The organism is Mesorhizobium sp. C268A (genome assembly GCF_040324475.1).
Taxonomy (GTDB): Bacteria; Pseudomonadota; Alphaproteobacteria; order Rhizobiales; family Rhizobiaceae; genus Mesorhizobium.
This window is the reverse complement of sequence record NZ_JAMYVX010000001.1, coordinates 4,808,854-4,823,407: the sequence shown is the minus strand read 5'-3', so window position 1 is coordinate 4,823,407 and position 14,554 is coordinate 4,808,854. Positions and strand designations below refer to the sequence as shown.

The 14,554-nt window shown below is 60.2% G+C and carries 11 protein-coding genes; 5 read left to right on the top strand and 6 right to left on the bottom strand.

The window, feature by feature from the left end:
• Positions 1 to 185 precede the first annotated feature (185 nt).
• Positions 186 to 1,775, bottom strand: a complete 1,590-nt coding sequence (locus NKL06_RS23530; RefSeq protein ID WP_245267081.1) for a heparinase II/III family protein — start codon at positions 1,773 to 1,775, stop codon at positions 186 to 188.
• 96 nt (positions 1,776 to 1,871) lie between these two features.
• On the opposite strand from NKL06_RS23530, the gene NKL06_RS23525 reads away from it, so the two are divergent.
• From NKL06_RS23525 to asnB, 3 genes are all read left to right on the top strand, one after another.
• Positions 1,872 to 2,285, top strand: a complete 414-nt coding sequence (locus NKL06_RS23525) for a hypothetical protein (protein WP_245276468.1) — start codon at positions 1,872 to 1,874, stop codon at positions 2,283 to 2,285.
• Positions 2,209 to 3,450: a glycoside hydrolase family 5 protein gene (locus NKL06_RS23520; RefSeq protein WP_031207862.1), complete on the top strand. Its 1,242-nt coding sequence runs from the start codon at positions 2,209 to 2,211 to the stop codon at positions 3,448 to 3,450. The genes NKL06_RS23525 and NKL06_RS23520 overlap by 77 nt, the downstream gene beginning before the upstream one ends.
• Positions 3,451 to 3,672: 222 nt before the next feature.
• Positions 3,673 to 5,562: an asparagine synthase (glutamine-hydrolyzing) gene (gene asnB, locus NKL06_RS23515; protein ID WP_023691688.1), complete on the top strand. Its 1,890-nt coding sequence runs from the start codon at positions 3,673 to 3,675 to the stop codon at positions 5,560 to 5,562.
• Positions 5,563 to 5,580: 18 nt separating this feature from the next.
• Here asnB and NKL06_RS23510 read toward each other — a convergent pair whose 3' ends face one another.
• On the bottom strand, positions 5,581 to 6,699 hold the full coding sequence (locus tag NKL06_RS23510) for a glycosyltransferase family 4 protein (protein WP_031207861.1): 1,119 nt from the start codon (positions 6,697 to 6,699) through the stop codon (positions 5,581 to 5,583).
• A 167-nt stretch (positions 6,700 to 6,866) separates the two neighbouring features.
• On the opposite strand from NKL06_RS23510, the gene NKL06_RS23505 reads away from it, so the two are divergent.
• On the top strand, positions 6,867 to 8,306 hold the full coding sequence (locus tag NKL06_RS23505) for a lipopolysaccharide biosynthesis protein (protein WP_023691690.1): 1,440 nt from the start codon (positions 6,867 to 6,869) through the stop codon (positions 8,304 to 8,306).
• A 40-nt stretch (positions 8,307 to 8,346) separates the two neighbouring features.
• On the opposite strand, the gene NKL06_RS23500 is transcribed toward NKL06_RS23505, so the two are convergent.
• Genes NKL06_RS23500 through wecB form a run of 3 tightly spaced genes read right to left on the bottom strand, consistent with a single transcriptional unit; the run spans position 8,347 to position 11,631 of the window.
• A complete protein-coding gene (locus NKL06_RS23500) occupies positions 8,347 to 9,150 on the bottom strand; it encodes a WecB/TagA/CpsF family glycosyltransferase (protein WP_023725122.1) in 804 nt (267 codons plus the stop codon).
• Positions 9,147 to 10,484, bottom strand: a complete 1,338-nt coding sequence (gene wecC, locus NKL06_RS23495; RefSeq protein ID WP_023686301.1) for a UDP-N-acetyl-D-mannosamine dehydrogenase — start codon at positions 10,482 to 10,484, stop codon at positions 9,147 to 9,149. Before wecC ends, NKL06_RS23500 begins: the two co-directional genes overlap by 4 nt.
• Positions 10,477 to 11,631 (bottom strand): non-hydrolyzing UDP-N-acetylglucosamine 2-epimerase, encoded by a 1,155-nt coding sequence (wecB, locus tag NKL06_RS23490; RefSeq protein WP_023686302.1) that lies wholly within the window; start codon positions 11,629 to 11,631, stop codon positions 10,477 to 10,479. The genes wecC and wecB overlap by 8 nt, the downstream gene beginning before the upstream one ends.
• 609 nt (positions 11,632 to 12,240) lie before the next feature.
• Here wecB and NKL06_RS23485 point away from each other — a divergent pair.
• Positions 12,241 to 13,281 (top strand): glucosamine inositolphosphorylceramide transferase family protein, encoded by a 1,041-nt coding sequence (locus tag NKL06_RS23485; RefSeq protein WP_023691692.1) that lies wholly within the window; start codon positions 12,241 to 12,243, stop codon positions 13,279 to 13,281.
• A 42-nt stretch (positions 13,282 to 13,323) separates the two neighbouring features.
• On the opposite strand, the gene NKL06_RS23480 is transcribed toward NKL06_RS23485, so the two are convergent.
• Positions 13,324 to 14,427 (bottom strand): acyltransferase family protein, encoded by a 1,104-nt coding sequence (locus tag NKL06_RS23480; protein WP_196814062.1) that lies wholly within the window; start codon positions 14,425 to 14,427, stop codon positions 13,324 to 13,326.
• Between the last annotated feature and the right edge of the window lie 127 nt (positions 14,428 to 14,554).

The following is a 14,554-nucleotide window of genomic DNA, read 5'->3' as shown; positions in this document are numbered from 1 at the left end:
GTGGTGAAATGGCGATCCGGCTCGTCGCGAAGCACATATTGCCAGGCCCATCATATGCTGCCCGCAACTGTGTATCGGGATGCGACTGGCAGAACAATCATGGCCAAATTAGCAGATCAACGGTGTCAAAACCGCTAAATATCTGAACGTAATTAATGTCGAACGCTGCGCCTGCAACCTGCCGGTTATCGGGTCTGCGGCGGACTTGGCGCGAGCCGGATGACTACTCCCTTTTCGCCTACTTGGCCACGCCATGCGAGGCGTTCGGCTGGCTGCCTTGCACCAAAACGCGGCGAAACCCAGCCGCCTTGGCCCGGTGTGTCGCCGCCGGAACGGATGTGGATCGCTGCGTCTGGAAAGTGGATAGTCATCAAAGGTTCAGCGCCGCGCAATATCGTGACAATGTTTCCATCCCTGTTGGCGTGGAGGTCGGCGGCGAGTTGGAAGACGATCTCAGCGACGCGGCTGCCGCCGAGCAGTTGGTCGGTCACGAGGATGCCGTCGCCATCGCGTGTCACGGCGCGTTGATGCACAACGCCGAAGCGGCCTTTGTACCCGTCATGTCGGGCACACAGCCTCCAGTGCGGCCCCGGCTCGCTCTCCACCAATGTCGCAACCGCCTTGTGCGACCAGTTGAACGCCCCGGAGATGATGCTTTGGCTTTTACCCTCTAGGTTCAGCGTGTTGTGCGCCGGCGTCGAGCGGAACCAGTCGCGCCAGCCTCCCCCCGAACCATAGAGCCATGTGCCGGGGTCGACCAGCACCGGATCGCCGTCAATGCACAGGGTGAGCGACAGCGCGTCGGCATGACCGTGCGCCGCTATCGAAAGGTAGCCCAGCGGGCCGTGGTCGTATGTCAGATGGACGTTGCGACCATTCATCTCGCCGCGCCAGACGGAGAGCCCGCCTTGCGTGAACGTATGCAATCCATCCGGCACCGGCGCCGGCCGCGGTGGCGCGCCGAAGAAAAGCGCGCGAAAATCGCCGGGCTCCGGTGCCCTGCCCGGCATCCGTAGAAAACCATGGATGGCGGCCGCGACCGATCCGACATAATCGGTTTCGCCCCCCAGCGTGATCACGCGGCCTTCATCATTGTCGCCGAAGCCGCTGGCTTTCGGCGGGAGCCAGCCTGCGAAATTGGCGAAAGCGGCCAAACGCGCTTCGACGGGCTGGGGAAAAGGCAGTCCGGCCTGGCGCGCCGCCGCAGCGCACAGCAGGAAAAGCTCGGCACTGAAGGCGGCGTAGGTCGGGGTCTGCTCGGCCCCGGCGCCATCGGCCAGGATCTGTTTGAGCACCTCAGCCAGGAGCGACTCGCGAGCCACCTCGGCCCCGAAAGCCAGACCGATCAGATATTCGCCAGCCAGTTCCGCGACGAGATGGTTGTTGGCGGACGAAAAACGGGAGGGAAACCGCGGCAGCCAATAGGCGCTTGCCGCCAGTATTTCACCGACTTTTTCTCGCGTCGCCGCGCCAAGCCGCTCGCCGACGAGGTCGAGCGTGACAATCAGGCTGATGGCTCGTAGCGCGACCTCGATGCCCGAGGCCCAGCCAACGCCCCGAAATGGTGGGTTGGCGAAATGCCAGCTCTCGATCGCCGCCTCGATGGCCGCACGGGATTGATCATCGCCGGTGAGAAGCAGATGGGCAGCCAGTGGCGGCAGTTGCTGCAGCCGGTTGATTTCCCAAACATATTTTACATCGCCACGGCCGGTGGCATGGCGAAAATCGATATCGAAAGTATGGGTCTTGGGGCCTGGCCAAAGCCGGCCGGTCACCGGATCAAGGCGCCAGAGCTCGGGTGGAAAGAGAGTATAGGGGTCTCGCTGTGGCCAGGTCTGCCCAAGTGCTGAAAACTGGCCTCGAAGAGTGTTTTGCGCAGCCGCCTCGATAGCTTGCCGCTGGGCTGGTGTCGCAGCGGCCGGCACAGCATTCCGCAATCCGTGCAGCACCGGGTGCAACTGCGGCGACGCATAGCGCTGCCAGCCGTTGTCGCGGCGGCGCGAAACGGTCCTCCGGCGCTGCTCGTCCAACCGATGCAATATCTCGGCCAACTCCATGCTGCGCAATCGGTTGAAATACCACCCGACCCTCATCCGCGCTCCGCCAAGATTTTGATCCTCATACACCATCCCGTCGAAAAAGCGTGTGGCGGCATCCTCTTTTCCGTTCCCGCGGTTAATATCTTCGGCCATGACGCGGAGTTTTGCGATGAGAAAAGTTGTCTACGTCATAGCGTGCGCGCTTGGCATGGCTATGTCAGCCGAGGCGGCGCCGATCCCGCTTGAGCGCGGCGTCGGCGTCCATGAATGGCTCAACTGGTCGCCGGTGGAGAAAGATGGTTCCTACAAATGGCCGCCCTATCGCAGCGAGAAGGAATGGCTTGCGGGCGGCAGGCCGCTCACCGATTGGCCGGACGGCGACCAGTTTGATCGCATTCGATCCATGGGCTTCGACTTTGTCCGGCTGAGTGTCGACCCTGGCCCTCTGCTTGCCAGCGAGGGCGCCAAACGACAACAGGCGCTGGACATGCTTGCCGCTGCGGTGCAGCGGGTAGTTTCAAGCGGGCTCAAGGTGGTTTTCGATCTGCATGGCGTCAGCCAGGTTCCGGCTTACAGCATGGAAATGATCTATGGCGGGGCCGACAGCGAGGGTGTTGCCCGCTATCGCAAAATGGTAGTGGCGGTGGCTGCCATGCTGATCAAAATTGGCGCCGACAAGGTCGCCCTCGAGCCCTATAACGAGCCCGCCTACTACCCTTGCGATTCAAGCGGCAGCGATGACTGGCAGCGGATCATGGCAGGCACGGTTCGCGATATTCGCGCCGTCAGCAGCGAACTCACCATCGTCGCGACCGGCGCCTGCGGCGGGAGCATCGCGGGACTGGTCAACCTGGACCCCAACTTCGACGACCCCAACGTCTATTACAGCTTCCACATGTATGATCCGCACAGCTTCACGCACCAGCGGGCCGATGACAAGAACGCTTTCTCCTCCGGCCTTCCCTGGCCTGCCGGCGCCAGCACGCCCGAAGTGGTCGCCGAAACCCTCAAGGCGCAGATGGACGCCGCCGGCTTGAGCCAGATCGAAGAGGTGATGAACATGGCCTCGGCGCGTGAAACGATCGCCCGATACTTTGAGCAGAATTGGGGGCAGAGCCAGCTCGAAGCGGGTTTCCGTCACGCGGTCGACTGGGCTGAAGCCCATGGCATAGCGAGCCGACGCCTGTTCGTGGGCGAATTCGGCGTTATCCTGATGTCTGCGGATGGCCGCATGGGAGCTTTCGATGCTGATCGCCTGCGCTATCTCATGGCAGTGCGCAGAGAGGCGGAACGCTTCGCGATGCCGTGGTCGGCCTGGGAATTCTCCAATCCTTACGGAATGAGTGTTATCCAACCCAAGGGGCCTGCGATCCCGGACCGGGAGATGTTGCGGGCACTGGGCCTGCCATAACTCGTCATCGGGTCAGGGTCGGCTCGAGCGGTCTGCGTGGTTGCTGGCGATCAATCGCGTGAAACCCAAGGACTGTCGTCTCCAGTTGCAGCCGAGAGAGCCTGATCGAACCAAATCAGGCTCAGTTTTAAAATCACTCCACCGAGCAGCTATTTAATATATTCGCTGTAGATTGGTGTCCTCGATCATACGCAAACAAGGGAAAGAGGGCCAAGGGAAAGAATGTGCGGAATTGCCGGCTGGATTGGGCGCAGGGTCGAGAAGCCACAAGATCGGGCCGCCGGGATGTCGAATGCCTTGCAGCATCGTGGTCCCGATGCCGAAGGCATCGAACTCCTGGACCTGAACACAGGCGAGGACCAGTTGGCATTGGTGCATCGCCGCCTCGCGATTATTGACTTAAACGCCGATTCAAATCAGCCGATGCAGACCGAGGACGGACGGCTCCGGATTATTTTCAACGGCGAAATATACAACTTCATCGAGCTGCGTGAGGAGTTGATCGGTCTCGGCCACCGTTTTCGCACACGCTCCGACACGGAAGTGCTGCTCAGGGCTTATGACCAGTGGCGCCTGACCATGTTCGACCGATTGAGCGGGATGTTCGCTTTTGCGCTGTGGGACGCTCAACGGCGCGAATTGATCCTCGCCCGCGACCCCTTTGGAAAAAAACCCCTTTACCTCATGCAAGGCAGAAATTTGCTGTCGTTTGCCTCGGAGATCAGCGCGTTGTTGTCTGCGCAGCCAGATGGCCAGCAGCTCGATCTGGATGGAGTGCGCGAGTATCTGACCTGGCGTTACGTGCCTGGACCGCGGACGCTTTTCAAACAGATCCGCAAGCTCAACCCGGGAAGCTACGCTGTGTGGTCGCAAGGGGAAGTAACGGAAACGCGCTATTATGCGCCCCCGGATCAGACCGATCTGACAGCGGATATCGATCCAGGAACCGCCAAGCGACGATTTCTGGAATTGCTCGACCGTTCTGTCGAGATCAGGATGCGCAGTGATGCGGCGTTTGGCGCCTTTCTGTCCGGGGGGCTCGACTCGTCGGCAATCGTTGCCCTGATGACCAGGCACAGCGACAACCCCATTCGTACGTTTTCGGTCGGTTTCAGCGAACAGGCTTACAGCGAGCTTCCATTCGCCCGGCGCGTCGCCGATCATTTCAAGACCGATCATTGCGAAATCGTCATCCAGGCGGATGACCTGATGACTCATCTGCCCAAGATGGTCCGCCATCGGGGGGCACCTGTTTCACAAAGTACGGACATTCCAATTTACCTGATGTCGGTTCGAGCCTCGCGGGACGTCAAGATGGTGCTTACGGGCGAAGGGGCGGACGAGATTCTCGGCGGCTACCCCAAACATCGCGCAGAGTCTCTGGCGGGTGTCTACCGGTCACTTGTTCCAGCGTCGCTTCACAACAATCTCCTCGCCCCTTTAATGCGCGCATTGCCCGGCGCATCGGCCAAGTTCGACATATTTGCCCGAAGCGCGGGTGAACGGGACTTTGCCACCCGGATGATCTCCTGGTTTGGAGCCATGACGGCGCGGGAACGCGATTCGCTCCTCGGTGGGTTGGCCACTTGCGGCCATGACTGCAACGATTTCCCGTTCTCTTCGAGTGTGACGGAATCCCATCTGCGCCGTGTGTTGTTTTTTGATCAGACATCGTGGTTGCCCGACAACCTCTTGGAACGGGGCGACCGGATGATGATGGCCGGTTCAATCGAGGGGCGAATGCCATTCCTTGATCGCGATCTGGTTTCCTTCGTCAGCCAACTGCCCGATCGTTACAGGCTCGGCCTCCTGCACAGCAAACAGATCCTGCGCGACTGCATGGCCGGCATGGTTCCCGACGAGGTCCTCAACCGGCCAAAGATCGGCTTCAAGGTGCCCGTCGCCGAATGGTTCCGCGGGCCGATGAGCGATTATGTACGGGACCATCTGTGTTCGTCCCATTCGGTCATCCGTAGCTATTTGAGCGCCAAGAAGCTGGACCAGATTGTCAGGGAGCACGCCGAGCGCGCCGCGGACCACGAAAAACTGATATGGGCGCTTTTGAACCTGGAGATATTCCACCGCGAATTCGCGCTTGGCCCGCCGCAGTGACGACAATGAAGGACAGCGTCAGCGCTTGACCGATCGCGCCTCGGACGCGACCGATCTCCAGACATCGCAGATCGCGTCGACAAACGGTGCAAGCTCAAGCCTTTCCCGGTGCACCGCCATGGCGGCGGCGCCAAGCCGCGCGCGCAGCGCCGTATCCTCGACCAGCCGAGTTAACGCCTCGGTCAACGCCGCCACATCGCCGGGCGGCACCAACAGACCGGATTGTTCATGGGTGATGATGTCCTCGACCGCGCCCACCGGGGTGGCCACGACAGCCAAGCCGGCCGCCATGCCTTCGATCACCGACATTGGCAGATTTTCGGCGAACGAGGGGAGCACCAGAATATCGGCCGAAGCGATCAGTGATGCGACCTCGTCAGGTCCCACCCAGCCCGGAAAAGCAATACGGTCGGCAATCCCTAGAGCGACCGACCTCGCTCGTGCCGGCTCGACCTCACCATCGCCGGCGATCGTGGCACGCCAACCCCTGAGATGTTTCATCCGCTCCAGCGCCTCGCCCAACTGCGGCACGCCCTTTCGCTCGCCGATGCGGCCGAGGAACAGGATGTGCACGTGATCGCCTCCGCCGACATGCGCCAGGGAAGGAACTGCCGTGGCGTTGGGAACGATGACAATATTGCCGCCGCTCGCCGGTGCCCGGCTGGCGACGAAATCGCGCCAAAGCCCCCCCAGGACAATCACCCGGCCGGCATGCTCGAACAGAGCCCTGATACGGCGGCTCATGAAACTATGATCATCTTTCCAGAATGTCTGATACTGCGCCCCATGCAGATGAAGGACATACGGTATCGACAACAGCCTGGCGCAGGCGGCGATAATCATCTTGCGATAGGTGCTGCCGGAGACCGATATATTGATGTGAATGACGTCGGCGCGTCTGTCGAGGCGGGCCGCAACCATCCGCGCGCAAAAACCAAGCATGTAGAAGATCGAAAGCCCGACATGTCCCGGGCCACGGCTGGAAAGAAAGCGCAGATCGATGTCGGCGATCTCTTGCCGTTCGAACTCCTGCTTCAGCGCCCCCATGATCCGGTCAATGCCGCCTTGTCCCGAAACGCCCGAGGGCGTTGCGACCAGGACATGTATTTTTCTATTGTGGGCGAGACGCTGCAACATGACACCATTTGGATTGCGGATGCCGGGTGACCGTAAAGCAAAGGTTCCAAAAAAGGTTTACGACAAATCTTTTGGTTCAAACTGTATCCGTTCACCCTTTGCCGTCATCATGCTGGAATTCCTGTCGGTCAACGGTTAATCGACGGCAAATTTTCCGGGACAACCCTTTGCTGCTCCGTTCCACGCTCATCTATGGCCCAGCTATTCTGCTGACGCGGGTTTCCGCTCTGCTCCTGCTGGTCGTCATGACGCGGTTGATCGACCAGACCGAGTATGGCCTGCTGACCCTGGTGGTCACCGTGGGCGAAATGACGGATGTTGCCGTTACCAACTGGCTGCGCATTGCCTTGCTCCGGCTTGGTGGAAAAGGCGACGTCAGCCGTGGCAGCCTGATGCTTGCCGGACAGGTATTGCTTGCCACCACGGTGCTGGCCCTGATCATATCCGTGATCGCCTCGGCGATGATCGTGCCGGAGCGCTGGATCGAATTTGCAATCGCCGTCTGCAGCTATCTGATTGCCGGCTCCATCAGCCGGTTCGCGTTGACGGTGCTGCAAATGCAGCAGCGTCATTCCCTCTATTCGATGCTTGAATATCTGCGCGGCCTGCTGCAACTCGCCTTGCCGATCGCCGCCATCCTTATCTTCCAACGCTCTTTTCTGACGGTATCGCTCGGCTCGAGCCTCGCCGTGCTGATTGCCGGCATCGTGGCGTGCGTTGTGGCATCCGGGCGCGTTATTGGCGGCCCGCCGCGCTTCACCCACAAGGAGTTTTTTGCCCTCGGCGTGCCCCTCGTCATCATGGCGCTGGTCGGTTTCGGTCTCAACAGCGCTGAACGCGTCTTCCTCAAGCTCTACTACGATGCCGGCGCGGTGGCTGTCTTCGCAGCCGCCTACGCATTGGCTCGGCAGCCGATCGATATGGTCGCCAACGCAATCAACATGGGCGCATTTCCAGAAGTGGTCAGCCGCTTCGACGAAGAGGGATCCGAGGCGTCCGGGCGGTTGTTGTCGCAACTCATGGCCTTGATGATACGCCTTTGCCTGCCGGTCGCAGCAATGCTTATCGCGCTCAGCGGCGACATCACGCGACTCCTGCTGCCCGCGGAATATCATGGTCGCTTCGGTCTGCTGTTTCCGATCATCGCCTTCAGCGTTCTTTGTGCCAATCTCACAAGCTTCGTTTATGGCGTCGTGGTGCACGCACATAAGCGGCCGTGGTTGCTGATCATCGCCAATTCCTTCGGCTCGGTGGCAACGATTTCACTGTCTTTTCTGTTGATTCCCACCATGGCGGAGGTTGGCGCGGCGTTGGCGTTGGCGGGCGGATCGCTGGCAGGTCTTGCAGCCTGCATCGTCATCGCCGAGAGGCTCACGCCGGTGCCGGTGCCCTGGCGCGACATCGCTGTCTCGGTCATCATTTCTATCTGCACCGGATTGGCCGCCAGCCTTGCCGGCACTGCGCTGGGCTATATGCCGGCGATCTTTCCGCTCGCGGCGGGCGGCGTCGCCGGCGCTGCGGCTTTCCTGGGACTGACCTGGTTGTTTCACCCCGCGGCCGTGACGCATTTCATCGGCAAGCTAAGGGCACGGCTCCGGATCGCATAAATCCCGCGCTATGAGGCATGGTTGTCTGAAAGTCGCGAGCTTACGGATTGACGTTTCGGCGTCCCCGGCGAGACCAGAACTCACGCCACAGCAGCAGTGCATAGGCGGTGTTGGTATCGTAATAGCGGCGCCACAAGCGTCGCGGCTCCTGCGCCACGCGGAACAGCCACTCCAGGCCGGCCGCCTGAACCAGTTTCGGTGCCCGGGCGACCTTTCCACCATAGACGTCGAAGCTGCCGCCCACGCCCATGACGAAACTCGGAGCGAGTACGTCGCGATAGCGCTTGAGAAAGCGCTCCTTGCTCGGCGTCGGCATCGCCACAAACAGGCAGTCGGCACCTGAAGCGTTGATGGCCTCGACGATCGCGGCCTCTTCCTCCGCCTTGAAATACCCATTGCGCCGGCCGGCAATGGCCAGGCTCGGATGATCTCTGGCAAGTCGGCTTTCAACTGCGTCGAGAATGTGCTGTTCAGCGCCCAAAAGGTAGGGGCGATAGCCACGCTTGGCGCACAGCGCAAGCAGGTTGATCATGACGTCGACGCCGGTCACACGCTCCGGCAACTCGACGCCGCAGAGCCGCGCGCCCCAAAGCACGCCTTTGCCGTCGACATTGACCATATCCGCCCCGACGACATCCTCGCGCAGTTCGGCATTCTTGCGCATGTTCACAAGCTTGGCGACGTTCACGACAACATGATGAAGCGGTCGCCGCGTCGCCATCGCCTCGTCTGCGATGGCCAGCGTCTCGGCCATGGTCAGCGCATGGATGGTCGCACCGAGAAACTCGCGGCGGCGTGATGCCAATAGAGAGTGTTGCGCCCATGCCGGGTCATGCGAGTTCATGCCGCTTCTCCGGTGCGAGCGAGAGACTGCGAGCGTTCCATTTCGGATTTCTTGCCTTCGATGCGGGCGTCGGGCTTGCGCGCCTTGCGCCAGGTCCACAGGCCCCGTGTGTCGACGAGCTTCTTGTCCTTGAGCGCTTCGGGATCGATCAGATTGAATTGTCGATGGTCGACCAGCAGGACGACGATATCGGATTGGTCAATAGCGGAAAGTGCATCGGTGAACATGACGCCGCTGCCCTCGAGCTCGTGTGGCAACTGACGCGCATTGGGCTCGGCAGCGACGATCTTGATATTGGGAATCTTGGACAGAAGCTTAACAACCTCGACAGCCGGGCTCTCGCGCATATCGTCGATATTGGGTTTGAAGCTGAGGCCAAGACAGGCGATCGTCTGCTTGCGGGTCGGGTCGAGCAATGCCTCGATGTCCCTGACCACCGACAAGGGTCGCTCGGAATTGATGCGCCGTGCCGAACTGATCAGCCGCGTATTGTTCGGTGCGGCGTCGATGATAAAATACGGATCGATCGCAATGCAGTGGCCGCCCACGCCCGGGCTCGGCTGCAGGATGTTCACGCGAGGATGCCGGTTGGCGAGATCGATTACCTCCCAGACGTTGAGCGACAGATCCTGGCACACCGCCGCAAGCTCATTGGCGAAGGCGATATTGACATCGCGGAACGCATTTTCAGTCAGCTTAACCAGTTCCGCGCTTTCGGCCTGGGTTATGAACAGGTCGCCGGCGACGAAGCTTGAATAGAGTGCCGCTGTCCGCTCCGAAGACTTTCGGGACAGTCCGCCGATCGAGCGATCATTGTTGATCAGCTCGGTCAGCACCTTTCCCGGCAGCACGCGCTCGGGAGAGTAGGCGACCAGGACGTCAGCTTCCTCGCCATGCGCAACGGGAAATTTGAGATCGGGTCGCAGTTCCGCGAGCAGCGCTGTCATGACACGCGTCGTACCGACCGGCGATGTTGATTCCAGCACCACCAGGTCGTCCCGTTTTAGCACCGGAGCGATGCTTCGCGCTGCCGCAAGCACGTAGCTGACATCCGGCTTGCGGTCCGGGGTGATCGGAGTTGGAACGGCGATAATATAGGCATCGGCCGGCTGAGGCGTGCTGAATGCCTTGAGCTTGCCATTGGCGACGACTTTCTGGATCAAACCATCCAGGTCCGGTTCGATGATGTGGATTTCGCCGCGGTTGACCTTCGCGACCACCGCCTCGTTGATATCGACACCGATGACATCGAGTCCGCGGCTGGCAAAAATGGCACAGGTCGGCAGGCCGATATAGCCCATGCCGATAACGGAAACGGTTTTGATTTCAGCCATGATTCAGCAATTCCTCAACGATCCGGCTCGCAGCTTGGCCATTGCCGTATGGATTGTGCCTCTCCGCCATGCCGCGATAGACGCTCTCATCATCGAGCAGGCTATTGGCATTGGCCAGAATTTTTTCGATATCGGTGCCGACCAGCCGGGCAGTACCAGCGGCGATCCCTTCGGGTCGCTCCGTGTTTTCCCGCATCACCAGCACCGGCTTGCCGAGTGAAGGCGCCTCTTCCTGCACGCCGCCGCTGTCGGTCAACACCAGGTAGCTCTGTTTCTGCAGGTACAGGAACGGCAAATAGTCCTGCGGGTCGATCAGGTGGATGTTCGGCACCGTCCCGATTTCGGCCTCGACCACGGAGCGCACATTCGGGTTGGGATGGACCGGGTAGATGATCTGCACATCCCTGCGCGCCGACAATGCCTTCAGCGCGGTGCAGATTCTCTGGATGCCGCCATCGAAATTCTCACGGCGATGACCGGTGACGAGGATCATTTTCTTGGTCGGATCGATGAAGGGGAAACGAGCGGCGAGCTTGGCGTTCATCAACTTGTCGGCATCGATCTCGCTGGAGAAATGCAGCAGCGTGTCGATCACGGTATTGCCGGTTACGAAGATGGTGTTCGCAGCCTTTCCTTCGGCGATGAGATTGTCGCGCGCCTCGGTGGTCGGCGCAAAATGCCAGGTGGCGATGTTGCCGGCAATCTTGCGGTTCAGTTCCTCCGGAAAGGGAGAGTTGATGTTGTGGCTGCGTAATCCCGCCTCGATATGGGCAACCGGAATCCGCTTGTAGAAGGCAGCTAGAGCCGCGGTCATCGCGGTGGTTGTGTCGCCCTGGACGACGACGATGTCCGGCTTCGCCTTCTCCAGCACCCCCGCCATTCCGAGGAGCACGCGCGAGGTCACGTCGAACAACGTCTGACCTGGCTGCATGATGTTGAGATCGTAGTGCACCGGCAGGCCCGTCAGTTCAATGACCTGATTGACCATCTCGCGATGCTGGCCCGTCACACATATTTCCGTGGTGAAGCCTGGATGGGCGAGCGCGGCCCGCGCCACCGGAAAACATTTGAGCGCCTCCGGCCTCGTGCCGAACACGATCAGCAGTTTTCGCCTTGAGGGCAAGTTCGGATGTGAAACGGCGTTCATGGTTGACCCTGGTCACCGAAAGCGTGGGCGCCCGGCTGACATGTGCTTTCAGCCTAACAATAGCGCCCTGAACCGCCTTCGTATTCAAAAAAATTAACGTATGATTAACGCTAGAGTCCGCAGCCCCCCTTGGGCAACCCTTGCCAGGAACTGTGGGGAAAGATACCAGAGCAAAGCCATTTTTTGCTTTAACGAGAATAACTTGGGTTGACTAATATTTTAATCATCGGCCACGCCGTCGCATCCCGGCGCTGGGAAAATGAGCTTTTTAAGCGGTTGGATGCGGCAGGTTACGTGGTCTCGAGTTGCAACGCGCCGGCGGCGGCGCCAACCGCTCGGGGGCTGGACACTGTCTTGGCGATCGAGAGCCGGCGTTTCGGTCCCTCGCTGGCGGGCCGGTCCGAGCCGTTGCCGCCCATCGATCGCGGCCCTCCGGACCTCGTCATAGATCTCACTGCCAGCGCAACGGGGCAAGACGCGCCAGTCCTGAGGCTCGAATTTTGCGGTCGCAACAGCTTTCCAGCCGGCGTTGCCGCAATGTTGGCGAGCGGACAATTGCCTGAACTTGGCGCTCGCCTCGATGGCGTTGTCGTGGCCCAGGCTAGACCGATGCTGGCAGACAGGCTCTGGCTATCCCGAAGCTGCAACGACCTGCTCGCCGGCGCCATGTCGCTGATCATGCAAACCGTCGCCCGCTTCTTTGCGGGCAAGCTTGTGCCGGTAAGCGACAACCCGGTGCCGATCCTGAAGAACGACAGTTTTGTTCGACACTATGTGCCCTTTTTTGGCAGGGCTTTGATCGATCGCGCCGTGCAAAAAATCAGGCGGGGACGACGCCCCTTCTATTGGCAGGTTGCCTATCGGGTGATCGACGGACCAGGCATCGCCGAAACCGGGCAACTCGACGGCAAACCGTTCACAGTCCTGCCGGACGATGGCCAACGCTTCTATGCCGACCCGTTCGTCTTCGAGGCCGACCGCCGCCATCATCTGTTTGTCGAGGAATTCCCCTACGCGACGAGTCGCGGCGTGATTTCCGTCGCCGAGCTCGGTGACGATGGCACTTTCGGTGTTCCAAGGGTTGTATTGGAGGAAGCGCACCACCTGTCGTATCCGCAGGTGTTCGCACACGATGGCGAGATTTTCATGATCCCCGAAAGTGGTTCGGCTCGCGAACTTGTGCTCTATCGCGCCGCGCAGTTTCCCGACCGCTGGGTCCGCGACACGGTGCTGATGGCGGACAGGGATTTCAACGACGCGACGCTGCTCGAATCCGACGGTCGCTTCTGGCTGGTTGGAACGGAGCGGTTCGGCTACGGCAGCGCGTCGGACACGATGGCGGTCTATTGCGCGCCCTCGCTGCGCGGGCCATGGGTCGCCCATCCGCTCAATCCCATTGCCGTCGATCATTCGGCCACCCGGCCGGGCGGCGCCTTTATCCGCCAGGACGATGCCCTGGTGCTGCCGGTGCAGAACGGATCGAGGGCCTATGGCGGTGGTCTGGGGCTGATGCAGCTTGAGCGACTCGACGCGTCCGATGTCCGCTTCGCCTCGCCCCGGCCGATCGGCGCGGGTCCGGCATGGGCACGCACGGGCATTCATACGCTTAACCGCGCCGGCAATGTCGAGGTCGTGGACAGCGCGGGCTGACTGAAGCGCTGAAAGCCGTGACCGTCCCGTTGCTTGGCCTGCTTATTTGTTCTCCGTGGCAATATGAGGAAGCGGTGTGTTTCTCGTCTTCCTTTTGCCGTTCAGGGTCTGAAGAATCGGCTTCTCGATCATCTGGTAAATCACCAGACTGACGAGGCAGGCTGCCACGATGCTGACCACCGACACCAACAATACCGTTGTCGGATGCTCGTATCCGACGGTGCGTCTGGCCAGGTACGCCACAGCGCCGATCACGAAGATATGCGACAGATAAAGCGCGTAGGAAGCGTCGCCCAACTGCTCGAGAAGGCTCCAGTGCTTGAGTTTCGGCTCCAGAATGAGGCTGAGATGAAGTAGGCCCGCCGCCCACATTGCTTGTCCCGCGAAGCTGATCTGACCCAAGAGCGGCGTACCGTCATCGACGAATGAAAGCACCCCGCCCGCAGCGGTCATTACGCCGAATATCCAGGCATGGCGTATGTCGGAAGTGAAATCACCGTCCAAATAGCGCCGCCCTATCCACATACCGATGACGAATGCCACCGGAGAAGGGTTGAGATAGAACTGGATAACAGGGTTGGTGGGAGCCAGCCACAGCCCGGCTATCCACATCGCAATGAAAAAGACCGTCAGCACAAATACGCGCGAGGTCACGGACAGGAATGCGAACACCGCAAAAGCGATATAGAAAAATACCTCGTAATTGAGCGTCCAGCCGAGTGAGAGGATTGGACTGGCGCTATCCCGTCCAGGCGCTTCGTGAACAATGAAGAGGAGCGACTGAAGATAGTGGGGCCACGTAAAGACGGTCTTCTGGAAGAGACTTGGCGCGAGCGCCGCCAGAACCGCGGCGAGGCTGGTGAAAAGCCAGTAAAGGGGGATGATCCGGATTGCTCGGCGTTTCAGGAAGGTGGCAGCGGAAAACGGACCATCTCCCGTAATATGGACCATTATGAAACCGCTGATGACAAAGAACAGAACGACGCCCAGGCGGCCCGCCGTCACAATAATCAGATTGTCCACGCCAATCTGATAGGAAAAGGCGTGTGCGAACAGAACCAGCAAGGCGGCGCAGGCGCGAAGATACTGAATCGAATAGAACTTCTTCACCTTGATCTCCTGCGCTTTGCCGGTGCCTGATGCCATTGTGCCGTCCACAGGCAGCGCGTCGGGCGCCGTGCAAAGCATCGCCATCAATACGACCGGCCAATTAAGTGTGGGTTACCGAGTTCACGAATAGCGTAAATCCGGCTGCCGATGCATGTCGCGCAAG

Excerpts from the sequence above, each read along its gene's own strand:
- NKL06_RS23485 (WP_023691692.1), top strand. The coding sequence starts at position 12,241 with ATGCTGGCAGACAGGCTCTGGCTATCCCGAAGCTGCAACGACCTGCTC.
- NKL06_RS23500 (WP_023725122.1), bottom strand. The coding sequence starts at position 9,150 with ATGAACTCGCATGACCCGGCATGGGCGCAACACTCTCTATTGGCATCA.
- wecC (WP_023686301.1), bottom strand. The coding sequence starts at position 10,484 with ATGGCTGAAATCAAAACCGTTTCCGTTATCGGCATGGGCTATATCGGC.
- NKL06_RS23480 (WP_196814062.1), bottom strand. The coding sequence starts at position 14,427 with ATGGCATCAGGCACCGGCAAAGCGCAGGAGATCAAGGTGAAGAAGTTC.
- wecB (WP_023686302.1), bottom strand. The coding sequence starts at position 11,631 with ATGAACGCCGTTTCACATCCGAACTTGCCCTCAAGGCGAAAACTGCTG.
- NKL06_RS23510 (WP_031207861.1), bottom strand. The coding sequence starts at position 6,699 with ATGTTGCAGCGTCTCGCCCACAATAGAAAAATACATGTCCTGGTCGCA.
- asnB (WP_023691688.1), top strand. The coding sequence starts at position 3,673 with ATGTGCGGAATTGCCGGCTGGATTGGGCGCAGGGTCGAGAAGCCACAA.
- NKL06_RS23520 (WP_031207862.1), top strand. The coding sequence starts at position 2,209 with ATGAGAAAAGTTGTCTACGTCATAGCGTGCGCGCTTGGCATGGCTATG.